The following is a 22795-nucleotide window of genomic DNA, read 5'->3' as shown; positions in this document are numbered from 1 at the left end:
ACTGGCCCCAGCCCACCCCGCCGGACGGCGGGGCGGGGGGCGGGAGGGCGTGGCGGCCGCGGACCGGGCCCGGAGGGAGTGAGGGGCGGGCGGGGGCGAGGCTGGGCATGAGCGTCGCCCGGCCGGCCGCGTCGAGGAGGATGGCGCCCGGGTGGACGGCCCCGTGGCAGGCGCCGCCGGTGTGCAGGGCGGTGAGCTGGTCGAGGACGGCGAGCCCGATGGCGGCGACCTCGCCGGGCGGCAGCGGCCCGCGGGCGGCGAGGACGTGGTCGAGCGGGGTGTCGACGGCCAGCCGGGCGAGCGTGGCGGCGACGAGCGGCGTGGGCGGTGTCCCGGCGGGCCGCAGCATGGCCCGGATGAGCGTCCGCAGCGGGTCGGCGCCGGTGGCGGGGGCCTGCCCGGGCGGGCGGCCTTCGACGGCGAAGTGCAGGGTGGCGGCGAGTGACCACAGGTCGGCCGACTCCCGCATGCCGGGCGCGGGCATCCCGAACCCGGTGAGCAGCGCCCGCCCGGTCCCGGTCAGCAGCACGTTGGCCGGGTTGACCCGCCCGTGCACGATCCCGGCCGCGTGCGCCGCCTCCAGCGCCGACAGGACGCACACCCCGATGCGCGCCGCCTGCTGGACGGCCAGCGGCCGCCGCGCCCGTACGCTCTGCTCCAGTGACGCCCCGGAGACGAACTCCATGACCAGCCACGCCTCGCCGGAGTCGACGAGCACGTCGAGCAGCGGCACCGCCGAGGGGTGGGCGAACCCGGCGGCCCGCCGCGCCTCGATCACGGCGAGTTCGCGGGACTCGGCGGGGACGCGCAGCATCCGCACGACGACGTCGCGGTGCTCGTGCTCGTCGAACGCCAGCAGCAGCGTTCCGCCGCCGAGGGGGTTCAGCAGCCGGTAGCGCCCGCCGAGCTTCCTGGTCTGTGTCATGGCCGGCTTCTCGCCTCCGGGACCGGGGGGCCGTTGCAGGGGATGGTGTACCCGGTCAGGTGCTCGTCAGCCACGCCTCGTGCGCCGCGTGCACCTTGATCCAGAGCTTCTCCTTCTCGGCCGCGCTCACGTCGTCGAGGGGCAGCTCGAAGATGTCGGCCAGGGCGGCGTAGTAGTCGCGGGCCGAGTCGAGCGTCACGGTGAGCACCTTGCCGCCGGTGCGCGACAGCACCAGCCCGCGCAGCGTGTCGACGCCGAGCGCGTCGCGCCGCTGCACGACGGCCGTCCGCACGAACCCGGAGTCGGGCGAGGTGGTCAGATGCCGGTGCATCGCCTCGAAGGCGCTCATCTCCGCCGGGGCGAGGCCGAAGTCCATGCCGATGAACGAACCGGCCGGGTCATGGTCGAACCGCCACCCGCCGGGCGCGACCTGCGACGGACGCAGCCCGTACGTGAAGGGTCCTTGCCGGTACGTGCCCGCGACCAGCGGGAGCGGCTCGTGCAGGCCGTCGCCGAGCCCGGCGTCGACCAGCCACGCGCCGCCGGGGTTGTCCGGCGCGGGAAGGCCGCGCACGGTGAGGACGAGGTGGTTGGCGGTGATGCCGGCCTCGCCGCCCCGGTTCTGGACGCCGCCCACGTGGCGGGTGACGTCGTAGCCGAGCGCCGCGAGCAGCGCCGCGAACGCGCCGTTGAGGTGGTAGCAGTAGCCGCCGCGCCCGGCCGCGATCCGCGCCGCCGACTCGTCCGGGTCGATCGTGGTCGGCCGGCCCAGCCAGACCTCCAGAGCCTCGTACGCGACCCGTTCGACGTGGGCGGCGTGCAGCGCGCGCAGGGCGTCGGCGGAGGGCGGGGCGGCGCGTTGGCGGAGGCGGTTCAGGTACGCGGGCACGTTCACCTGCCCAAGTCTGCACCGGATGTGCACGAATTGGGGAGTGCCCTCTGCACAGCCCCCTTCTAGGCTTTCCGGCGTGACAGAGCAGCGACGCATCCTCGTCGTCGAGGACGACGCCACCATCGCCCGCGCCGTGCGCGACCGGCTCGCCGCCGAGGGGTTCGACGTGCGGGTCGCCGCCGACGGGCACGCCGCGCTGGCCGAGTACGGCAGGGCGGAGCCGGAGCTGGTCATCCTGGACCGGCTGCTGCCGGGGCTCGACGGGCTGGAGGTGTGCCGCCGGATGCAGGCGGCCCGCCCGGTGCCGGTGCTCATGCTGACCGCGCTGGGCGAGGAGACAGACGTGCTCGTGGGGCTCGGCGTCGGCGCGGACGACTACCTGGCCAAGCCGTTCAGCATGCGGGAGCTGGTCGCCCGCATCCACGCGCTGCTGCGGCGGGTGGAGCGCGCCGGGCAGCTCGCCACCACGGAGGACGCCGTGGTCCGGGTCGGCGAGGTGGAGATCGACACGGCGGCGCGGCGGGTGTTCGTGGGCGGCACGGAGGCGCAGCTCACGCGGACCGAGTTCGACCTGCTGCGCCGGCTGGCGGAGCGGCCTGGCCAGGTGTTCGAGCGGGAGCGGCTGCTGTCGGACGTGTGGGGGTTCTCGGAGGCCGCCGCCACCAGGACCGTCGACAGTCACGTACGGGCGCTGCGCCGCAAGCTCGGCCCGGACGTGGTGCGCACCGTCCACGGCGTCGGCTACGCGCTGGTGCGCCGATGAGGCCGCTGGACTTCCTCGGCCGCATCAAGGTGAAGCTCGGCATCGTCATCGTGCTGGCCGTCGGCACGGCGTTCGTGGTGAACGAGGTCGGCATCAACGCCGGTTTCTCCAGGGACGTCCGGATCGCGGTCGCCGTGGTGCTCGCCCTCATCATGGTGCAGCTCCTGGCGATGGGCATGACCAAGCCGCTGCGCGAGATGGCCAGGGCGGCCCAGACGATCGCCCAGGGCCGCTACACGCTGCGCGTGCGGGCCACCTCCCGCGACGAGGTGGGCGAGCTGGCCAGGGCGTTCAACGCGATGGCCGACGACCTGGGCGAGGTCGACAGGCAGCGCCGCGAGCTCGTCGCCAACGTCAGCCACGAGCTGCGCACCCCCATCACCGGCCTGCGCGCCGTCCTGGAGAACGTCGTCGACGGCGTCTCCACGCCCGACCCCGTCACCATGCGCACCGCGCTCGCCCAGACCGAGCGGCTCGGGCGGCTGGTGGCGCAGCTCCTGGACCTGTCGCGGTTCGACTCGGGCTCACGGCTCATCGAGCCGGAGGTCGTCGAGCTCGCGCCGCTCGCCGAGCAGGCGGTGCTGGAGGCGTCGCTGGCGCGCGAGGACGTCCGGCTGCGCGCGGCGGTCCCCGCCGGGCTGGCGGTCAGCGCCGACCCCGACCTGCTGGCGCAGGTCCTGGCCAACCTGCTCGACAACGCCGTACGCCACAGCCCCTCCGGCGGGTCGGTCACCGTGACCGCCTCGGCGTCGGCGGCCGGGGTGACGCTCTCGGTCGCCGACCAGGGGCCGGGCATCCCACCGGACGCCCGGGGGCGGGTGTTCGAGCGCTTCTCCCGCCTCGACGCCGGCCGCACCGCCGACGCGGGCGGCGCGGGGCTGGGGCTGGCCATCGTCAAGGAGATCGTCGAACTGCACGGCGGCTCCATCCGCATCGACGACTGCGCGGGGTGCCGCATGGTCGTCGATCTTCCCGGGAGGATCACCATGCCCGCCGACCGTCCTTCGGACGCCGCCCCCGTGACCGCGAGGGAGGCCGGCGAGGGTCCCCCCGTCCCCGTCCCCGCCGCGCTCGTCGGGGCGTCGGTGACCGGCGACGCGGCAGCCGAGGCCCCTCAGGCCGCCCCTGCGGCGCCCGCCGAGGGCCCGCCGGTCGCCCCGACCCCGAAGGAGCCCGTACGCATGCCGGAGAGGCCCGCCGTGGCGAAGGGGATCGGGGCGGCGGAGGGGCTGGCGCGGGTCCTGGTGGGGCTCGTCCTCGGCGTGATGGCGGGGTTCGTCGGGGGTCTGTTCCTCGCCGTGTTCGCGTCCATGGTGTTCGGTGACGGGGCCGGGCTGCTGGTGTGGGTGGCGGGGACGACGCTGGTGCTCGGGGCGGCGGGCGCGTCGATGGGCGCCGCCTCGGCCCGCCGCGCCGCGGACAGGGCACGCGCCACGGCCGTCCCGTACCAGGGCGAGCGGGGTGCGCAGCCGCAGCACGGCGGCGGGCCGCCCGTGTACGTGCCGCCGCCCGTGTTCCCGAGGCCGGAGGTGCCGGAGACGCCGCGCTGGCTGCTGCCGGCGGCGGCGGGGGCGGGGGTGTTCGCGGCGGTGGCGCTGCCCGACGCGCACGTCGGGCTGGGGATCGTGCTGGTCGCGGTGATGATCGGGGCGGCGGCGCTGCCCGCGGTGATGCGGCGGATGACGCCGTGGACGGTCGCGTTCGGGCTGGCGGCGTACTGGCTGATCGCGATGGCGGCCGTGCGGGACGCCGACTGGCTGGTGGGTCTCCTGCTGGTGGCGGGCGCGGGGCTGGTGGCGCTGGCGGTGTCGGGGGCCGGGCTGGGCTGGCTGGGCGTGATCAGGGGCGGCGCGTCGGTGCTGCTGGCGCTGGGGCCGCTGCCGTGGTTCGTGGCCAGGCCGCTGAAGGGGCTGGCGGCGCGGCGGCGGGTGCTGCCGACGCTGGCGGGGCTGGGCATCACGGCGGTGCTGCTGCTGGTGTTCGGGCTGCTGTTCGCCTCGGCGGACCCGGTGTTCGCCGGTTACGTGGACCGGTTGACGGCGGCGCCGGAGTGGGCGGAGTCGCTGCCGGTGCGGATCTTCCTGGCCGGGGTGTTCGCGGTGCTGCTGGCGGCGGTGGTGCTGGTGGCGCTGCGGCCGGTGGTGGACCCGATCGCCCCTGAGGTGCGGGTGCGGGTCAGCAAGGCCGTCTGGCTGGTGCCGCTGACGGCGGTGAACCTGCTGTTCGCGGCGTTCGTCGCGGTCCAGATCACGGCGCTGTTCGGCGGCGACGCGTGGGTGCTGGAGACGGCCGGGCTCACCTACGCCGAGTACGCCAGGCAGGGCTTCTTCCAGCTCGTCGTGGCCAGCGTGGCGGTGCTGGGCATCGTGGCGTTCGCGGTGGGGACGGTCCGGGCCGAGCGGGGCGAGCGGTGGCTGCTGTCGGCGCCGCTCGGCCTGCTGTGCGGGCTGACGCTGGTGATCCTGGTCTCGGCGCTGCACCGGATGGAGCTCTACACGGACGCGTACGGGCTGTCGCGGCTGCGGCTGTCGGTGGAGGCGACGGTGTGGTGGCTGGGCGCGGTGTTCGCGCTGGTGCTGCTGGCCGGGGCGGTCCGGCTGGCGGGGCGCGGCACGGGCTGGCTGCCGCGCACGATCGTGCTGGTGACCGCGGTCGGGCTGGGCGTCTTCGGGATGGCGAACCCGGACCTGCGGGTCGCCGAGTCGCAGGCCACGCTGCGCGGCGTGCAGAACCTCGACGCCGACTACCTGGGCGATCTGGGCGCGGAGGCGGTCCCGGCGCTGGACCGGCTGCCCGAGCCGCAGCGCAGTTGCGTGCTCGCCGACGTGGTCAGGGCCAACGGCCTGGACGAGCCGGATTCGTGGAACGGCTGGAACCTGGACAGGTCACGGGCCCGCGCCCTGCTGGCGGAACGCCCGGTGATCGCGCAGTCGTCCTGTCAGGCCGTGTCCGGCCGCGGTTCCTGATGGTTGAATCTTGGGGTGATGTTCGACGTAGTCATCAGCGGCGGCCGGGTGCTCGACGGCACCGGAGCGCCGGCGTACCGGGCCGACGTGGCGATCTCCGGCGACAGGATCGCGGCGGTGGGCCGCCTCGACGGGGCCGGCGCGGCGGTGGTGATCGACGCGGCCGGGCGGCTGGTGGCGCCGGGGTTCGTCGACTGCCACGCGCACGGCGACGCCGTGGTGTTCGACCGGGGCGTGCAGCTCGCGGCGCTGCGGCAGGGCGTGACGACGTTCGTGCTGGGGCAGGACGGGCTGTCGTTCGCGCCGGGCTCCGCCGAGACCGTCGCCTACGCCTCGCGTTACTTCGCCGCCGTCAACGGGCTGCTCACCGAGGGGCCGCTGACGGTGGCCGAGCTGCTCGACGGCTACGACCGCTCGGTGGCGCTCAACACCGCCTACCTGCTGCCGCACGGCACGATCCGCTATGACGTGATGGGCGCCTCGCCGGAGGCCGCCTCGCCCGAGGACCTGGCGGGCATGCTGGCGCGCGTGGAGCGCGGGCTGTCGGAGGGCGCGGTGGGGCTGTCCAGCGGCCTGGAGTACCTGCCGGGCCGCTACGCCTCCGCCGGGGAGCTGGCCGAGCTCTGCCGGCCGCTGGCGGGCCTGCCGTACGTCACGCACATGCGGGCCTACGGCGCCCGCGCCGGGGTCGGCATGGCGGACGTGGTGGAGATCGCGCAGCTCTCGGGCGCCGCGGTGCACGTCTCCCACCTGCACGGCCCCGCCGACGTGCTGCTGCCGCTGATCGACGAGGCGCACGGCAAGGACGTCGACCTGACCTTCGACACCTACCCCTACCTGCGGGCCAGCACGATCCTGGCCATGGTGGTGCTGCCGCCGTCGGTGCCGGGCGCCGAGGTCGACAGGGCGCTGGAGATGATCGCCTCCACCGAGCTCGACGCCTGGTGGGCGGGGCTGGCGCCGACCTGGCCGAGGCTGACGATCTCGCACGCGCCCGGCCTGGAGTGGGCCGAGGGGCTGACGATGGTCGAGGCGGCCGAGCGGGCGGGCGTCGATCCCGCCGCGTTCTGCCGCCGCCTGCTCGTGGAGACCCGCCTGGAGGCCGGCTGCGTGGCCGCGCGCCCCGACGAGGGCCCGGCGGGCGAGGAGTCCGTACGGGCGGTTCTGCGGCATCCGTCGCAGACCGGCGGCTCCGACGGCATCTACGTGGGCGGTCATCCGCATCCGCGGGGGTTCGGGGCGTTCGCCCGGTTCCTCGGGCGGCACGTGCGTGAGCTGGGCGACTGGACGTGGGAGCAGGCCGTGGTGCACCTGGCCTCGCATCCGGCCAGGCGGTTCGGCATGCACGACCGTGGGCTGCTGCGGCCCGGGTTCGCGGCGGACGTGGTGGTGTTCGACCCGCTGACTGTGGGCGACCAGGCCACCTACGACGCGCCGCGCACGCTGGCCGCCGGCGTGGACGACGTGCTGGTGTCGGGTCAGCGGGTGCTGGCGGCCGGTGAGCTGACCGGTGCGACCCCCGGCCGGGCCCTGCGCCCGCGCTGACCGTACAAGATCCACAGGATAAGGTCAGAAGCGGACAAAAGGGGGAGATGTGCGGGAGATGCTTGGACACTCCGTGCTCGACGGCGAGCTCGGGTTCCCGCTCATGGTCGTGCATCGCGACGCGCTGGAGCACAACATCGCGACGATGGCCGCGTTCGCCCGCGACCACGGACTGGAGCTGGCGCCGCACGCCAAGACGCACCTGTCGCCGGAGATCGCCGCGATGCAGCTCGACGCCGGGGCGTGGGGGCTGACCGTGGCCACGCCGCGCCAGGCGATGACCGTGCGCGAGTTCGGCGTGAGCCGGATCATGGTGGCCAACCAGGTCGTGGACCCCGCCGGGCTGCGGTGGGCGGCCGGTGAGCTGGAGCGCGACCCGGAGTTCGAGTTCCTGTCGTTCGCCGACTCGGCGGCCGGGGTCGACATCCTGGCCGCGCACGCCGGGGCGCGGCCGTTCCGGGTGCTGGTCGAACTGGGGCACGCCGGGGGCCGGGCCGGATGCCGGAGCCTGGACGACCTGCTGACCCTGGCCGCGTACGTCCAGCAGACCGGCGGGGTCGAGCTGGCCGGGGTCGCCGGGTACGAGGGGTCGCTGAAGTCGGCGGAAGAGGTCCGGAAATATCTGGACCAGTTGCAGGAGGCCGCCGAGCACCTGCGCATCCGCACCCCGATCCTCAGCGTCGGCGGCAGCCAGTGGTTCGACGTGATCGGCCGCCACCTCGCCGCCACCCAGGCCCGCATCCTGCTGCGCAGCGGCGCCTACGTCACCCACGACGACGGCTACTACCGCGAGCGCACCCCGTTCAACCGGATCGACGGCGAGCTGTGGCCCGCCCTGGAGGTGTGGGCGCACGTGCTGTCCACCCCCGAGCCCGGCCTGGCGGTCGTCGGCATGGGCAAGCGCGACGCCCCGTACGACGAGGGCCTGCCCATTCCCAGGCGCGGCGGCGTCACCATCGTCAAGATGCAGGACCAGCACGCGGTGGTGCACGCCGACGGGCTCAGGCCCGGCGACCTGCTGGCCTTCGGCATCTCGCACCCGTGCACCGCCTTCGACAAGTGGCGGGCGCTTCCCCTCGTCGACCGCGAATACCGGGTCGTCGGCACCATCACCACCCGTTTCCAGGAGTTGACATGAAGAAAGAGCTCAGGACCACCGAAGGCGCCGCCCCGGTCGGCGCCTACTCGCAGGGTCTCGTGGTCGGCGACTTCGTCTACACCTCCGGCATGGGCCCGCTGGACCCGCAGACCGGTGAGATCGTCGGCGGCGACGACGTGGCCGCGCAGACCCATCAGGTCATGCGCAACCTCGGCGCGATCCTGGCGGCCCACGGCCTCGGCTTCGACGACGTGATCAAGGCGACCGTCCACCTCCAGGACCTGCACCGCGACTTCGCCGCCTACAACGAGGTCTACAAGTCCTACTTCACCGAGCCGTACCCGGTGCGCACCACCGTCGGGTCCGAGCTGATGAACATCCTGGTGGAGATCGACTTCGTCGCGCACAAGAGCGCGTAAGGTCGGCTCGTGGACAGTTCGGTGTACGTCTTCGTGGAGGACCTGCGAGGCGAAGGGGTCGAGCGGGTGCTCGACAGGATCAGCGCCTACGGCGTGGCGGGAGTCACCGTCGGCGCCGTCCACCACGCCTCCCGCGACGTCACCCCGCACGGGCTGTCCCGGCTGACCATCCGGCACGACGGGGCCCACCTGGTCCCGCCGGCCGACCTGTTCTCCGGCCTGCGGCTCACGCCGACGGCCGGGCACCAGGACGCGCTCGACGGCCTGCGCGCCGCCTGCACGGCGCGTGGGCTCAAGCTCCACGGCTGGACCGTCTTCCTGCGCAACGCCACCATCGGCGAGGCGCACCCGGACGTGAGCGTGCGCGACTGCTTCGGCGACCGGGGCGCGCTGGCCGACCTGTGCCCCGCCCACCCCGACGTGCGCGACTACGCGGTCGCCCTGGCCAGGGCCGTCGCCCGGCTCGGCGTCGACAGCGTGGTGGCCGAATCGCTGCACTTCAGGCCGCACAAGCCGCAGCGCTCGTTCGTGCCGCTCGGGCCGATGGACGCCTACCTGTTCGGCCTGTGCTTCTGCGACTACTGCATGCGCCGCGCCACCGACCTCGGGGTGAACGCCGAGGTGGCGCGGGACGAGTGCGCCAGGATCGTCGGCAGCGTGCTCGACGGCGACCCGCCCGCGCAGGGCGAGGTGACCAGGGCCGCGCTCACCGCCTACGCCGGCCCCGAGGTCGTCGCCTACGCCCGCGCCCGCTCCGAGACCGTCACCACGCTCGTCTCCGAGGTGGCGTCCGCCGTCGCCGACGAGGGCTCCAAGCTGGTGTTCATCGACTCGACCGGCGCGGTCAAGGGCTACACCGACGGCCTGCCCACGCCCGGCCTGGCCGCCCACGACGCCTGGCAGTTCGGGGTCGACCTGGTGGCGCTCGGCGACCTGGTGCCGGCCTTCGGCGTGCTCGCCTACGCCCGCGACGCCGCCCGGGTGGCCGACGACGTGGGCGCCTACCTGCGTTCCGTGGGCAAGGACCGGGAGGTGCGGGCCGTGCTTCGGCCCGGGTTTCCCGACAGCGACTCCGCCGACCGGCTGGTGGCCAAGGCGCGGGGGGCCAAGGCGGCGGGCGCGGCGGCCGTCGACTTCTACGCCTACGGGCTGGTGCCGCACCCCGTGCTGGAGCGCATCCCGGCCGCGCTGGCCGAGGTCAAGGGCTGACCCCGTCGAGGACCAGCGACACCGTGCGCTCGGCGAACCCGGGCCCGAGCGGCTGCCCGCGGAACACCGCCCGCACCCACACCGCCCCGGCCAGCAGGTCCACGATCAGCATCGGGTCGGCCGAGGCCGCCAGCTCGCCGCGCCGCGCCGCGCGTTCGAAGACCTGGCGCTCGCGGGCGAACCGGTCGGCGAAGAAGCGCCGTACGTCCAGCTCCGGATGGTCGACGGCGGCGGCCAGCGCGGCCACGGCGACGTCGCGCGCCGGAGGCTCCGTCAGGAGCCGGCGCAGCCCCTCCACCAGCGCGACCAGGTCGCCGCGCAGGCTGCCCGTGTCGGGCGCCTCGAACGCCAGCAGATCGGCCTCCACCAGCGCGGCGCCGAGCAGCGCGGCCTTCGACGGCCACCAGCGGTAGATCGTCGTCTTGTTGACGCCCGACCGCTCGGCGACCCCTTCGACGGTCAGCCCCGCGTAGCCCTTCTCGGCCACCAGCCGCAACGTCGCATCGAAGATCTCCTGCTGCTTCCTCGGCGCCATGCGATCATTTTCTCCCGGTGAACGCCGTGGCCACGCCCAGCCCCAGGTAGACGACGCCGCTGAGACGGCGTAACGCCCTGGCCCGGCTCGTCAGGCGGTCGCTGAGCGCGCCGGCCGCGAACGCGTACACGATGTCCGACAGCGTGCCCAGCGCCAGCAGCGTCAGCCCGAGCACCACGATCTGCGCCGCCGGCGAGCCCGCCTCCGGCCGGACGAACTGGGGCAGGAAGGCCAGGAAGTAGAGCGTGACCTTGGGGTTCAGCAGGTTGACCACGACGCCTTCGAGGAACACCTTGCGCAGCGGCTGCCGCTCCGGGGTCCGCGCCGCCGCCCCGTCGCCGCCGGTGAAGGCGCGGATGCCCAGATAGACCAGGTACGCCACCCCCGCCCACTTGACGATCGCGAACAGCGTCGCCGAGCGCGCGATCACGTACGACAGCCCGGCGGCGGCCGCGGCGATGTGCACGAGCGTGGCCACCTCCACGCCGACCGCGCTCACCAGTGCCGCCGCACGGCCCTGGGAGAGCCCTCTGGCCATGATGTAGAGGTGATTGGGTCCCGGGATCAGCACCAGGGCCAGCGAGGCGCTCACGAAGAAGACGAACGTCGTCCAGGAGATCACCTGATGAGGGTAAAGGCGGCTTTGGTCCGGGCAGAAGGGCCAATGCACGGCCTGAAATACGGTCCATTGCGGTGCGTGGCATAGTAACTGCGTGAATGGAACTCTCGTCGGCCGCTCGATCGAGCTCGCCCGTCTTGTCCGGGTGCTCGACGCCGCCGCCGAGGGCACCGCCGGGGTCGCCCTCATCGGAGGCGACGCCGGGATCGGCAAGTCCCGCCTGGTCGGAGAGGTGGTCTCCGAGGCGCGCGAGCGCGGCTTCAACGTCCTCGTCGGCCAGTGCGCCGAGCTCGGCGACGCGCTGCCCTACCTGCCGCTGGCCGACGCGCTGCGAAGCGCGGACCCCGAGGTGCGCGAGGCCGCCGCCGCCCACCCCATGCTCAGCCAGCTCCTGCCTGGCACCGAGGGCACGCAGTCGGCCGCGCTGACCCAGCAGCGGCTGTTCGGCACGCTGCTCGGGCTGCTGTCGGAGCTGCAGCCGGTGCTGTTCGTGATCGAGGACCTGCACTGGGCCGACCGGTCCACGCGCGACCTGCTGGTGTTCCTGAGCCGGATGGTCCAGACCGAGCGCGTGTGCGTGGCCGGCACGTACCGCACCGACGACCTGCACCGGCGCCACCCGCTCCGGTCGGTGCTGGCCGAGCTCAAGCGGCTGCCCACGGTGACGAACGTGGAGCTGGGCCCGCTCGGCTCCGGCGACATGTCCGACTATGTCATGACGCTGGGCTCGCTGGACGCCCACGAGCTCGGCATGGTCGTCTCCCGCGCCGACGGCAACCCCTTCTACGCCGAGGAGCTCGCCGGCGCCGTCGCCGAGGGCGAAACCCTGCCCGACAGCCTGGCCAGCCTGCTCATGTCCCGCGTCGAAGTGCTCTCGCCCGCCTCCCAGCAAGTGCTGCGCGCCGCCGCCGTGGCCGGCCGCCGCGTCGAGGACGAGCTGCTGCGCGAGGTCTCCGGCCTGCCCCTGCCCGACTTCGAGGAAGCCGTACGGGAGATCGTCTCGCGCGGCCTGCTGCGCGTCCACGGCCACGGCTACGCCTTCCGCCACGCCCTCCTCCAGGAAGCCGTCTACACCGACCTGCTGCCCGGCGAGCGCACCCGCCTGCACGCCGACTTCGCCCGCCTGCTCACCTCGCCCGCCGAGCTCGCCCACCACCACCTGGCCAGCCACAACCTGGCAGGCGCCGTCGCCGCCTCCGCCGAAGCCGGCCGCCTCGCCGAGCGCCTGGGCGCACCCGCCGAGGCCCACCGCCACTACGACCAGGTGCTCAGCCTGTGGGACCGCGTCAGTGACGCCGCCGAACTCGCCGGCGAGAGCCGCATCGCGCTCGCCTTCCGCAGCGCCGTCATGGCCGCCGACAGCGGCGACAACCACCGCGCCGTGCACGCCCTGCGCGCCCTGCCGCCCACCTCCGAGGTCAGCGAACGGCTCGCCTACTACCTGTTCGAGATGGACGACACCGAAGGCGCCATCGCCGCCGCCGAACACGCCGTCAACACCGCCTTCGACCAGACCGCCCTGGCCCGGGCCCTCGCCACGTACGCCCGCGCCCTGCTGTGGACCCCGCGCCACGCCGAGGTCGAGCAGCTGGCCCACCGCGCGCTGGAGACCGCCCGCGCCGCCGGGGCCAAGGACGCCGAGGCCGGCGCCCTGCTCACGCTCGCCACGTTCACCGAGGTCCGCCACGACGTCATCCGCGCCCACGAGCTGATCGAGCTCGCCTCCGCCGAGAGCACCGGCGACCTCGCCATGGACCTGCGCGCCCACTTCCACCACGCCCGCGTCCACTACGAGCAGGGCCTGCTCCGCCAGGCCGCCGAGGTCGCCGACGAAGGCATCCGGCTCGCCGACGAGACCGGCCTGCGCTGGAGCACCTACGGCACCGACCTGCGCTTCCTGCGCTTCCTCATCCACTACGTGGCCGGCGAATGGGACGAGGCCGAAGCCGTCGCCTCCGGGTTCGGCGCCCGCGTCGGCACCGTGCCCGAGGCCACGCTGTCGTCCTTCGCCCTGTTCATCGAGGTCGCCCGCGGCCTGCCCGCCGTGGAGAGCCGGCTGGCCTGGCTGCGCCCGTTCTGGGACGACGCGCTCGTCGTCTACATGTCACGCGGGCTCGCCGCCGAACACGCCCTGTGGACCGGCGACCCCGCCGCCGCCCTCGACCACGTCGCCGCCGCCCTCGACTCCCTCCTGCCCGGCGAATCCGGCACCGTCCGCATCGCCGCCATCGGCCTGTGGGCGATGGCCTCGCTCGGCACCACCGAAGGCGCCGACGAACTCGCCGACCGCGCCCGCTTCGCCGTCGACTCCGGCCCGGTGGGCGAACGCGGCCCCATGGGCCCCGAAGGAAACGCGTGGGCGCTGCGCGTCGAGGCCGAATGGCACCGCGTCCACGGCCGCCTCGACGTCTCCCTGTGGCGCCAGGTCGTCGAAGCCTTCTCGTACGGGTTCGTCTACGAGGAGGCGCGGGCCCGCTGGCGGCTCGCCGAAGCCCTGCTGGCCGCCGGCGAACGCGACGAGGCCCAGGCCGAGTGGGAACGGGCGCGAGAGACGGCCCTGAAGCTCAAGGCGGCCCCCCTGGAGTCGGCCCTGGCCGAGTTCGGCAAACGAGCCCGCTTCGGCGCCGGCCAGTCCGGCGGACACGTGGACGGCGCCCTGACCGCCCGCGAACAGGAAGTGCTCCGGCTCGTCGCCGAAGGACTGACCAACCGGGAGATCGCCGAGCGGCTGTTCATCGCGCAGAAGACGGTCAGCGTGCACGTCTCGAACATCCTGGCCAAGCTCGGCGCCTCCACCCGCACCCAGGCCGCCGCCACCGCCCGCCGCCACGGCCTCCTCGGCTAGGGCTTCGCCGCCAGCTCCCTGACCACCTGGATCAGCTCCGCCGGATCGAACGGCTTCGTCAGATAGGCGTCGACACCCAGGCCCCGGCCGCGCCGCTTGTCGTCATCCTGCGCCCTGGCCGTGATCAGCACCACCTTGATGTGGCTCGTCGCCTCCTCGGCACGCAACCGCTGAGCCGTCGTCCAGCCGTCGAGGCACGGCATCATCACGTCCAGCGTGATCACGTCCGGCATCACGTCCAGCACCTGATCCAGGCAGTCTTGCCCGTCGGTCGCCGTCGTCACCTCGAACCCCTCAAGGTTGAGATTGACCGCGATCAGCTGACGGATGACCTCGTCATCGTCCACGACCAGTACTTTGCCAAGAACCTCGCCCACGGCGGCAAAGCTACCCGTAGCAGGGCGCTCACGTGCGGTTTTCGCGGGATGTGTGCACGGACGGTTATCTGGTGCCGAGTGGTCGCGGGATGCTGGTAGCCTTATCACTCGTCGAGCCCCCTTAGCTCAGGGGATAGAGCACCGGCCTCCGGAGCCGGGTGCGCAGGTTCGAATCCTGCAGGGGGCACTCGATCTTGACCAGCGGCTTCGGCCGCTGACCAGGGCGAACAATGTACGAACGGGCGGGTCTCCAGTCTCAGGGGGCCCGCCCGTTCGCGTTGTAGCTCGCGGGTTGTGGGCCAGCTGTGGGCCAGTGGAGACGTCCGTACCGGCCATTCGACAGTGAGGTGAACCTACGCTGGCTTGTATAGCTCCCGTCACCACGGTTGCCGAGCTTGCCTTCTCCTCGACTGGCGGGCAGCAGCCAAGCTGCTGCACCCCACGGTCCGGATGAGGGATCATGCATGCCATGCCGCAGTCTCCCCAAGCGCTGCCTCCACCCTTTAGCGCAGGGTCGGTTGAAAGATCCACCGAGCTCTCGCAGAAGGCATCACCGGTTCCCAGATCCCTAACCCGATCGCTCTCTTGGCATAGTTAATCTCCGGAAATGCACGGTATGACAAAGTGGAAGCGCCTATTCGACGCCATTGCAGAGAAGAAGAACCGCCAAGGCGACGAGCCACTTGGCGCTTCTACGGCGTACTCATGGTGACAGCGGAAGACGTTGCGGCGGCATCGCCGCTGCCATGCACAGGCGAAGGCGAGTTCTAGGAGGGTGTCGGCTTCGAGATGCGGCCTGACGTCGAAGGCGATCTCGTCGGCGGCCAGCTTGGGCAGCGGTCGCCCCCGCCAGATGCCGAACTGGTCGCGCCACACGTAGAAGCGTCTGAACGCGCCGCCTTGGACAGGGACTTCAGCCAAAAATTTCCTCTGACTGATGTTTTCCCACGTTAACGCTAGGGCCTAATAGCTACAAGGCTCATGGCAACATAGCCGCCTGACACTTGTGTGTTGTGATCGACTACTGCTCCGGGGTGCCGGTGTATCGCCAGGTTGCCAACGCGATCCGCGACGACATCACCGCCGGCCACTACCGGCCTGAGGCGTAGTTGCCCTCGGAGGCTTAACTGGCGCAGATGTACGAGGTGGGCCGCGACACCGTCCGCGAGGCGCTGGCCTATACGAGCTGAGGGGCGGATTATTACGGTGTGCAGCACAATCGGCTCGACGTCGGCTGTCGTCCTCGATGTAGACCAGATTCTGATTCTTTCCTGATCCACGAGCAGCTCCTTGATGAGGTCATCCGCCCAAGCATCACGTGTGAGATTACGTGGGTCCTGCTCATGCTAGCGACTTGATTGCGCACATTGTCAGCTAGTGGGCTCAGGGTGCCGATACCGGGGCGGTCATATAGTTGGACGTCCCTATATCGGTATTGCGGTCACGCTATTGCGCCTAATGGTAACGCCATCCGCTACTGTGCTGTCCTCAGGTCGGGCGAAAGCTTCAAGCGGTCAACATCAATCCAGTAAGTGTTGCGGAGTCTCCTGTAGTCGAAATCGCCGCCCTGAGGGATCCGCCGAACTGTTAAGAGCCCGTATTGCTCAAGCTCTTTCCGGGCGCGGGTCCACGTGTCCGAAGACAACCCATAAGACTCCCGCCTATATCTAGGCACATAGCGCGGCTCTTTATATCCTCCTTGCAGCTCCAGCAGAATGAATAGAAGAGCCAGTCCTGTAGGCGTCAAATCAAGCAGCCAGCCCTTGGTCCAAAGTTCAACGGGCACACCGACATAGCGTCTCATCTCAGAAGCGCGAACATAATCCCCACCATCTCCGTGAGCACTCAACAGAGTAATCATTGCCGGTAAACCTGGTCGCGGACGAAGCGAAATGTAGTGATTGTCATGCAGCCATTTGAGGTTGTTGCTTACTCGCCGAGGACCAGTATCCGAAGGCAGGGCAAGCAGCCTTGCCCACAAGTTCGGGGTGGGCGTTGCTCGAAGATCGTAGGGCGCGCTGGTCGCCATCATGGTGATGCAGAGGTAGAGCTTGAGTCTCACCTCACCTCCCCTGCCTCCCTGGATGAGCTGGGCAAGAGGGGCGCGTCTGCCGTCCATCCCCGAGATGAAGCCCGGTGGGAACGAAACATTCCCCGTCCTCTTCGCCTTCGCGGCTGCGGCGTTCAGAAGCTGCAACGCGAGCTCTCGGCGCTCAACCACTGACATGAAGTTCACCTTTGTGACGGAGAAACTGGGGATGCGGGGGTCCACGGGGTACCGGGGGTCCTCTGTTATACCTTCCTTTCCTTCGCAAGGACACCACAGCTCCATCGCTACCGCCAGAAATAGTCGCCACAACTGTCGAAACCAGCCGCTACAGATGACATGTTTATCCTGCACAAACGTATCTTGATGCGTTTGACCTGCAGTTTTGTTGTTGGCAACCTCTAAGCGTGAGCGAGAACGTCGTCGATAGCACCGCTCCGCTGTACTACTTCCTGAACCATCTACGCGACGGATCATCACCAGTAGATCACGTTAGGTGACCAAGCTGACTAGAGGGGTCATGCCAAGAGAACGAAACAGAAGAGGTACTTCGGATTCGGAGACGCGCGGCCTATGGCTGGCAATCATCGTGCTAAGCGGCTTGATCGCAGCGACACTGGCCTGCCTGGTGTTTCGGGCTCTCGGGGTCGACTTGTCCACGGCCATAGGGACAGCCGGCGCCGCGTTCGTGGCAACGATGACCCTTGGTATTGCCGTCCGCGGCTTCCTTCGAAGTTAGCTGGCGCACATGCGGACTCATGACAGCCTTGTTCATGTGATCGGCCCGAGAGCTGGGCTCCCGTACAGCGGGACGCTGCCTAGCTGGCCCCCTCGATCGCTGACTACGGGCTCCCAAGGGGTCGCTGATGTGAGCCGTGGCTGTGGGCTGCTTATGGGCCAGCATCGCTGCTAGCGATAGTGCCCTGCATGTTTCCCCGGCTCAAGCGTAGAATGAAACGCTTACCTGCAACCCCTATCCCGAGCCGGGTGCGCAAGTTCGAATCCTGCAGGGGCACCGCTCGACAGCCAGGTCAGATATTGTCTGACCTGGCTTTTTGCTGATTAGTCGATCGTTCGGCCGTGCCTCTCACCGCACTTCCGCCCGTACGATGCGGCGGATCTCGCGAGCCATTCGCGAGTCGGGAACCGCTGGCGATGCTCTCGTGCGCGATCCATGTGTTCGATCCACACCTCGTCATGTCCGGACACGCATCGGCGGCAGAGCCGCTGCGAGCCCCTCAACGCTGTGCCCGCCCACTCGGCCCTCTGGGCCGCCGCTGTTGGCGTTATCCTTGCCACGTCGTCGCCGTGTTCGCGCGGTGCGCTGGGTCCGTCGACAACGAAGGTGTACTCCCCGCCTTCTGAGCGGCCCGCAAAACGGAGCCAGGACGTGCGGGACTCGGGATGGAGTCCGGTCGAGCTTGTGAAGCCGTACGCGCACTGATGGCTCCCCTGGTTCTGCTCCTTCTGAACATCGCGGGAGTCATCGCAATTGCTGGGTCTAGCTCCGGCTGCCAACGGAACATGTCGCCCAGTGCGCGGCCGCGCCAGTTGTGAGGATCAGGTGGACCGCTCCGGATGTCGGCGACGGTCACGCACGACTGGACGTACGCGGTGCCTAGGAGGTGGGCGCCTGCGGTGGTGAGGTGAGCGTGTTCTGTGCCGATAAAGCCAGATGCGACCTTCGATCGTGGCGATGTCGTCGTGTTGGAGACGACATCGCTGCCAGTCCGGCCGAAGACGGGTGCCTTGTTGGGACGGGCTCGCTGGCGGATCGTGATCGGGGAGCGGCCGAGCCTGGCGGCGGCTTGGCGGGCGGGCGCTGGATGCACGAAGGCCACTCCCTTCGTGCGGACGGCTCAGGAGGCGAGGAAATCGAAGTGGAAGCCGACGAGGAATAACCCGAACGCGAGCCATCGGGCAGGGTGAGCCGGCCGGGCGCGGTCCAGCAGGAAGGCCAGGCCTCGGCTTGCCGGCAGACACAAGCCATAGATGAAAATCACCCACGGCAGCATGAAGATTCCAACGGCTATCAGCGCCATCACGAGCACGGGCGCTATAAGCATTACCAAGTAGCCTTCGGATTTCAGCTCAGATTTGGATTTTCCTGTTGCGTCGGAGGAGCTGATATACCAGAAGGGCGCCGCGAATACTGCGATGAAGAAGATCGCGAGGAGGACGCCGATCGCGATCTTCCATCTGCCGTCGAGAGCGCCGACGGCCTCGTTGTAGGCCTTGGCAGCCTCTCGCGCAGGACCGAACGTGTCATCGAACAGGCCGATGACGGCGATGATTATCCAGGTGATCGCGGAAAGGACAGAGAGTATGGCTGCCGCCCGCTCGGCGCCTCGGGTGAACCGTGCTCGCCATGGAATTCTGGCCAGTTGCTTGCCGAACGCGCGGAGCGCGTCGGGGCCGATCAGGTCGAGGACGACTGTAAGCGCGGCGACAAACTGGAGCGCCTTCCCCCAGCGGGCCCAGTAGAAGAGGGGCTGCCCCCAGAGGGTGGCGCCAGTGAGTTGCTGGCCGTCCCGCCAGCGCATCCATAAATCACAGAGTTCCCCCACGTGTACAGCGTGATCGAGCGGTCGGGTCACGTCCAGCGAGATGCCGATGTCTGAGGCGTCCTACCCGACGCTGATGGCGGACCCAGACTTTCCATGGATCAAAGACCCTGGTCGCACGGCAGACATGGGGACGGCCAGGTCCCACTACTGCTTGGCCCCGGCTCGCGCTGCCGGGGCGTTCATGCTGTTCATGACGTCGTGCTCGCGTAGTGGTCGGCGATGTCGTCGCTGGTGGTCAGCCACACGCCTGGGTGCCCGGCGATGTAGGCGAGCGCCTGGTCGAGATACTTGGTGCGGAAAGCCTGGCCGATCACGAACGGGTGCAGGGCCAGCGCCATGACCCGCCCGCTCGTGGCCGAGTCGGCGTAGAGCTGGTCGAACTGGTCCTTCACCAGCTGCAGGAAGTCGGGCCCCGTCATGCCGTGCATCGTGAACAGGCCGAGGTCGTTGAGCTCCACCGTGTACGGCACGCTCAGCATGCCGGGCACGTTCAGCCGGAACGGCTGGTCGTCGCAGGTCCAGTCGAGCACGTAGCTCAGGCCGAGCTCGGCCAGCAGGGCCGGGGTGCGCAGGGTCTCGTTGAGCGCGGGGCCCATCCAGCCGCGCGGCCGGCGGCCGGTGGCCTGCTCGATCGTGGCGACGATGGAGGTCAGCTCGGCGCGTTCCTCGTCCTCGGACATGCCCGCCGGAAGGACGGAGTTGGTACGGCCGTGGGCCACCCACGCCCAGTCACGGGCCAGGCCGGCCTGGACGATCTGCGGATAGTGGTCGCAGACGGACGAGTTGAGCAGCACGCTGGCCCGGATGCCGTGGCGGTCCAGGCTCTCCATCACCCGCCAGAAGCCGACCCGGGCTCCGTAGTCGCGCCAGCCGTGGTTGAGCGGGTCGGGCACCAGGGCCGAGGTGGCCTCGTTCAGGCTCGTCGACGGCCGGCCGAACAGGAAGTGCTCGACGTTCAGCCCGACGTAGAAGGCCACCCTGGCGTCGCCGGGCCAGTGGAGGGGCTGCCGGTCGACGATCGGGTCGTAGTCGTAGAGTTCGTTCTCCATGGTTCTCCCTTGTTCAGGCCGAGGCGAGGCGGACGAGCATCTTTCCGGTTCCGGCGCCGTGAAGCGTTCCGATGAGGGCGGCAGGCGCCCGGCCGAGTCCGTCGACGACGGCGTGGTCGCGCAGGACCGCGCCGTGCATGACCGTGACGCCGACGGGAACGGCCGCCGCGCGGGAGTCGACGACCTCGCCGGCGAGCAGCAGGATCTGGTGGCTGATCACGGGGCGGCCATCTCGGGTTCCGTCGCCTCGTCAGGGGCGCTCGCCGCGCGTACGTGCCGGAGGGTGATCAGTACGACGGCGATGACCAGTACGGCGAGGCCGGCACTTACGGCGGCGGCCGCAGAGAAGCCGCACAGGAAGGCGTCCTTGGCCGCGGCCACCAGCCGGCCCGCCAGGGGAGAGGGGAGGGCCTCGGCGACGCCGATGGCGCTGCCCAGCGAGTCGCGCGCGGCGTCAGGCACGCCCGGCGGGAGGGTCGTCGCGATCTCGTCGCGGTAGACGGCCACCGCGAAGCTGCCGGTGATCGCGATGCCCATGGCCAGGCCCAGGTCGTAGGCGGTCTGCCCGGCCGCGGCGGCGGAGCCGGCCTTCTGCGGCGGGGCCGCGCGGACCGCCAGCTCGGTGCCCAGCACGCTGATCGGCCCGACCCCGAGCATGATCACCGTGGCCGCGACAGCGGCGGCCAGCGGGCTGGCCGCCCCCACGGCCAGCAGATACCCGGCCAGCGACACCAGAGCGCCGAGCGTGATGACATACGCCGGCCGCAGCCGCCGTACCAGCAGCGGCGTGAGCTGCGAGCCGAGCAGGAAGGCCGCGGCCGACGGCAGCAACCACAATCCGGCCGCCACCGGGTCGAGCCCGCCGAACAACTGCAGGAACTGCGGGATCAGGTACTCCACGCTGTTGAGCGCCATCATGGCCAGGAACAGCATGGTCAGCGCTCCGGTGAAGGACCGGTCGGCGAACAGCCGCAGGTCCAGCAGCGGCGAGCGGAGCCGGTTCTGCCGCCGGACGAACAGGACGAAGAACACCACCCCGGCCAGCCCGGCCAGCACCACCGCGGGCCGCCAGCCGTGTTCGGCGATGCGCTTGACCGCGTAGACGATCGGCAGGATGCCCAGCAGGAACATCGCCACGCTGGTCAGGTCCAGCCGCCCGGCCGCCCGGTCGCGGTACTCCGGCAGCAGCACCGGCCCGGCCGCCAGCACCAGCAGCATGACCGGGGCGCCGATCAGGAACACCAGCCCCCACCACAGGTTCGCCAGCAGCAGCCCGCCGAACACCGGGCCCAGCCCGACCCCCAGCGCCAGCGCCGTCGCCCACAGCGAGATCGCCCGCGTCCGCTGGCGGGGATCGGTGAACATGGTGCTGATCAGCGACAGCGTCGAGGGCAGGATCGCGGCCCCGGCCACACCCAGCACCGCCCGCGCCCCGATCAGCAGCCCCGGGCTGGCGGCGTCCGCGGACGCCACCATGACGAGCTCCACCACCAGGTACGTCGCGGCCCCGGCGAGCAACAGCCGGCGGCGGCCGATCCGATCGCCCAGCGTGCCCATCACCACCAGGAACCCGGCGGTCATGAAGCCGTAGATGTCGATGATCCACAGAAATTCGGCACTCGACGGCCGCAGGTCAGCGGTCACGAACGGGGTGGCCAGCCACAGAACGCCCAGATCGGCGGTGAGCATCATGGTCGGCAGCAACAAGACCGCCAGCCCGAGCCACTGCCGGGGCCCGGCCTTGTGTTCAGTGCGAACGTTCATGCCGGGACCGTACGGATCAGGCCGGGCCCACCAGGAGGGCCGGGCGCGTCAGGTAGGGGACCGGACCCGCCGCAGCGCCGCGGGCCCGGAGCCGTACCAGCGATGGATCGCCCGGCGCAGCGCGCGCTGGTCGGCATAGCCGGTGCGGGCGGCGATCGAGGCCACCGTCATGGGGGTGTTCAGCAGCAGATGCTCCACCCGTGCCCGCCTGACCCGTTCGACCTCCTCGCGCCAGCTCGTCCCCTCCTCGCGCAGGCGGCGCTGCAAGGTGCGCGGCGCCAGGCGCAGCCGGCGCGCGACGGCGGCCAGGTCCCCGTCGGGCAGGCTCAGCTCGACCTCGACCCGGAAGCGGTCCAGCCAGCCCAGCACCGGCCGGGCGCCGGCCAGCGTGGTGCGCGCGTGCTCGCGCAAGATCCTGGCCAGCGCCGGATCCGCCCGCGGCAGCCGCGCCCGCGCATCGGCGGCCGAGAAGGTGACCGAAGGCAGCTCGGCGCCGAACTCCAGCCGGTCGGTGCCGTACGCCTCGATCAGGTACGCGTGGCGGCGGGGCGGCGCGCAGGGCAGCGTCACCCGCACCGGGGTCAGCGGCCGTCCGGCGCCCGACCGCGCCGAGGTCAGGATCAGCCCGGCCGCGAACTCGGAAATGATCGGGAACACCGGATGGCCGGCGAACACGCCACGGAACCCGACCGTCAGCCGGCCATCGGCCTCGACGGTGACGGCGAAGGACTCCGCCGGATCGGTGATCGCCGCCGCGTGCCGGTCGCCCTCGCCGAACGCGTCGACGAGCGTGTCGGCGGCGGCGAAAAGGTAGTCCCACACCCCGAGCAGGCCGGGCCGCCACAGCTTCCACGGCAGCGTGCCGCCGCCTCGCTCGCGCAGCGCCGTCTCCCACTCCTGCCAGATGCGCACCAGCGAGGCGGACGGCAGCCGGATGCCGTCGTCGCCGACCACGTCCAGCCCGGGAACCCGCGACAGCCGGCGCCGATCGAGCCCGGCCGCCTCACCTGCCAGCAGGACCAGTCTCGTGATGTGCGGCGGGCAGGTGTGCTCCATCCCCGTCATGCCTACCCCCGGTGATCAATGTGACCGGCCCTCCGGACCGTGACGCTAGCGATCAAGCTTCGCGCAGGGCAATGACGGTCATCACAGTGGATCCCGGTCAGACGCACCA

Annotated in this window: 18 protein-coding genes and 1 tRNA gene; 8 read left to right on the top strand and 11 right to left on the bottom strand. The window is 71.0% G+C overall.

All coding sequences use genetic code 11. The annotated features are described in order from the left end of the window. On the bottom strand, positions 1-925 hold a 925-nt coding region (locus tag ACBI99_RS43045), incomplete at its 3' end, for a serine/threonine-protein kinase (protein WP_375075099.1). Between the two features lie 55 nt (positions 926-980). Continuing rightward, complete coding sequence (locus tag ACBI99_RS43040; RefSeq protein WP_375075098.1) at positions 981-1820, bottom strand: arylamine N-acetyltransferase; 840 nt, start codon at positions 1818-1820, stop codon at positions 981-983. Positions 1821-1893: 73 nt separating this feature from the next. On the opposite strand from ACBI99_RS43040, the gene ACBI99_RS43035 reads away from it, so the two are divergent. From ACBI99_RS43035 to ACBI99_RS43010, 6 genes are read left to right on the top strand one after another with little or no spacing between them, the layout of a single operon-like run. Beyond that, positions 1894-2580, top strand: coding sequence for a response regulator transcription factor (locus ACBI99_RS43035; RefSeq protein WP_219508354.1), 687 nt, complete (start codon positions 1894-1896; stop codon positions 2578-2580). Further along, the gene (locus ACBI99_RS43030) at positions 2577-5546 is read left to right on the top strand and encodes a DUF4153 domain-containing protein (protein ID WP_375075097.1); all 2970 of its coding nucleotides are present in this window, start codon (positions 2577-2579) and stop codon (positions 5544-5546) included. The genes ACBI99_RS43035 and ACBI99_RS43030 overlap by 4 nt, the downstream gene beginning before the upstream one ends. Before the next feature lie 18 nt (positions 5547-5564). Beyond that, a complete protein-coding gene (locus ACBI99_RS43025; RefSeq protein ID WP_375075096.1) occupies positions 5565-7091 on the top strand; it encodes an amidohydrolase family protein in 1527 nt (508 codons plus the stop codon). A 58-nt stretch (positions 7092-7149) separates the two neighbouring features. After that, positions 7150-8229 carry an alanine racemase gene (locus ACBI99_RS43020; protein WP_219508357.1) on the top strand — a complete coding sequence of 360 codons (1080 nt, stop codon included), beginning with the start codon at positions 7150-7152 and terminating at the stop codon, positions 8227-8229. Then, complete coding sequence (locus ACBI99_RS43015) at positions 8226-8609, top strand: RidA family protein (RefSeq protein ID WP_219508358.1); 384 nt, start codon at positions 8226-8228, stop codon at positions 8607-8609. The genes ACBI99_RS43020 and ACBI99_RS43015 overlap by 4 nt, the downstream gene beginning before the upstream one ends. A 9-nt stretch (positions 8610-8618) precedes the next feature. Next, positions 8619-9818: a hypothetical protein gene (locus tag ACBI99_RS43010; protein ID WP_357583919.1), complete on the top strand. Its 1200-nt coding sequence runs from the start codon at positions 8619-8621 to the stop codon at positions 9816-9818. Here ACBI99_RS43010 and ACBI99_RS43005 read toward each other — a convergent pair. Both ACBI99_RS43005 and ACBI99_RS43000 read right to left on the bottom strand, forming a co-directional pair. Continuing rightward, on the bottom strand, positions 9808-10353 hold the full coding sequence (locus ACBI99_RS43005) for a TetR/AcrR family transcriptional regulator (protein ID WP_219508360.1): 546 nt from the start codon (positions 10351-10353) through the stop codon (positions 9808-9810). The genes ACBI99_RS43010 and ACBI99_RS43005 overlap by 11 nt on opposite strands. A gap of 4 nt (positions 10354-10357) precedes the next feature. Beyond that, positions 10358-10975, bottom strand: coding sequence for a LysE family translocator (locus ACBI99_RS43000; protein ID WP_219508361.1), 618 nt, complete (start codon positions 10973-10975; stop codon positions 10358-10360). A 91-nt stretch (positions 10976-11066) separates the two neighbouring features. Here ACBI99_RS43000 and ACBI99_RS42995 point away from each other — a divergent pair, with 91 nt between their 5' ends. Further along, on the top strand, positions 11067-13817 hold the full coding sequence (locus ACBI99_RS42995; RefSeq protein ID WP_375075095.1) for an AAA family ATPase: 2751 nt from the start codon (positions 11067-11069) through the stop codon (positions 13815-13817). Here the strand turns inward: ACBI99_RS42995 and ACBI99_RS42990 are convergent. After that, positions 13814-14194, bottom strand: a complete 381-nt coding sequence (locus ACBI99_RS42990) for a response regulator transcription factor (RefSeq protein WP_219508363.1) — start codon at positions 14192-14194, stop codon at positions 13814-13816. The genes ACBI99_RS42995 and ACBI99_RS42990 overlap by 4 nt on opposite strands. A gap of 115 nt (positions 14195-14309) precedes the next feature. Here ACBI99_RS42990 and ACBI99_RS42985 point away from each other — a divergent pair. Then, positions 14310-14381, top strand: a tRNA-Arg gene (locus ACBI99_RS42985). 1287 nt (positions 14382-15668) lie between these two features. Here ACBI99_RS42985 and ACBI99_RS42980 read toward each other — a convergent pair. The 6 genes from ACBI99_RS42980 to ACBI99_RS42955 all read right to left on the bottom strand — a co-directional run bounded on the left by ACBI99_RS42980 (position 15669) and on the right by ACBI99_RS42955 (position 22686). Beyond that, positions 15669-16421 (bottom strand): hypothetical protein, encoded by a 753-nt coding sequence (locus ACBI99_RS42980; protein WP_375075094.1) that lies wholly within the window; start codon positions 16419-16421, stop codon positions 15669-15671. Between the two features lie 1679 nt (positions 16422-18100). Further along, on the bottom strand, positions 18101-18784 hold the full coding sequence (locus tag ACBI99_RS42975; protein WP_219508364.1) for a hypothetical protein: 684 nt from the start codon (positions 18782-18784) through the stop codon (positions 18101-18103). A gap of 212 nt (positions 18785-18996) precedes the next feature. Beyond that, complete coding sequence (locus ACBI99_RS42970) at positions 18997-19857, bottom strand: polysaccharide deacetylase family protein (protein WP_375075093.1); 861 nt, start codon at positions 19855-19857, stop codon at positions 18997-18999. 13 nt (positions 19858-19870) lie between these two features. Next, the gene (locus ACBI99_RS42965; protein ID WP_219508366.1) at positions 19871-20077 is read right to left on the bottom strand and encodes a hypothetical protein; all 207 of its coding nucleotides are present in this window, start codon (positions 20075-20077) and stop codon (positions 19871-19873) included. Then, a complete protein-coding gene (locus ACBI99_RS42960) occupies positions 20074-21621 on the bottom strand; it encodes an MFS transporter (RefSeq protein ID WP_375075092.1) in 1548 nt (515 codons plus the stop codon). Before ACBI99_RS42960 ends, ACBI99_RS42965 begins: the two co-directional genes overlap by 4 nt. A gap of 48 nt (positions 21622-21669) precedes the next feature. Beyond that, the gene (locus tag ACBI99_RS42955) at positions 21670-22686 is read right to left on the bottom strand and encodes a helix-turn-helix domain-containing protein (RefSeq protein ID WP_375075091.1); all 1017 of its coding nucleotides are present in this window, start codon (positions 22684-22686) and stop codon (positions 21670-21672) included. Positions 22687-22795 lie beyond the last annotated feature (109 nt).

The sequence above is a fragment of the Nonomuraea sp. ATR24 genome (assembly GCF_041950485.1).
GTDB lineage: Bacteria > Actinomycetota > Actinomycetes > Streptosporangiales > Streptosporangiaceae > Nonomuraea > Nonomuraea ceibae.
Note: the sequence above shows the minus strand (reverse complement) of the source record. Positions and strands in the feature narration are given on the sequence as shown.

Coding starts and splice junctions, on each gene's coding strand:
- ACBI99_RS42970 (WP_375075093.1), bottom strand. CDS start 19,857: ATGGAGAACGAACTCTACGACTACGACCCGATCGTCGACCGGCAGCCC.
- ACBI99_RS43030 (WP_375075097.1), top strand. CDS start 2,577: ATGAGGCCGCTGGACTTCCTCGGCCGCATCAAGGTGAAGCTCGGCATC.
- ACBI99_RS43020 (WP_219508357.1), top strand. CDS start 7,150: ATGCTTGGACACTCCGTGCTCGACGGCGAGCTCGGGTTCCCGCTCATG.
- ACBI99_RS42975 (WP_219508364.1), bottom strand. CDS start 18,784: ATGCGCTGGCGGGACGGCCAGCAACTCACTGGCGCCACCCTCTGGGGG.
- ACBI99_RS43015 (WP_219508358.1), top strand. CDS start 8,226: ATGAAGAAAGAGCTCAGGACCACCGAAGGCGCCGCCCCGGTCGGCGCC.
- ACBI99_RS42955 (WP_375075091.1), bottom strand. CDS start 22,686: ATGACGGGGATGGAGCACACCTGCCCGCCGCACATCACGAGACTGGTC.
- ACBI99_RS42960 (WP_375075092.1), bottom strand. CDS start 21,621: ATGAACGTTCGCACTGAACACAAGGCCGGGCCCCGGCAGTGGCTCGGG.
- ACBI99_RS42980 (WP_375075094.1), bottom strand. CDS start 16,421: ATGTCAGTGGTTGAGCGCCGAGAGCTCGCGTTGCAGCTTCTGAACGCC.
- ACBI99_RS43025 (WP_375075096.1), top strand. CDS start 5,565: ATGTTCGACGTAGTCATCAGCGGCGGCCGGGTGCTCGACGGCACCGGA.
- ACBI99_RS43005 (WP_219508360.1), bottom strand. CDS start 10,353: ATGGCGCCGAGGAAGCAGCAGGAGATCTTCGATGCGACGTTGCGGCTG.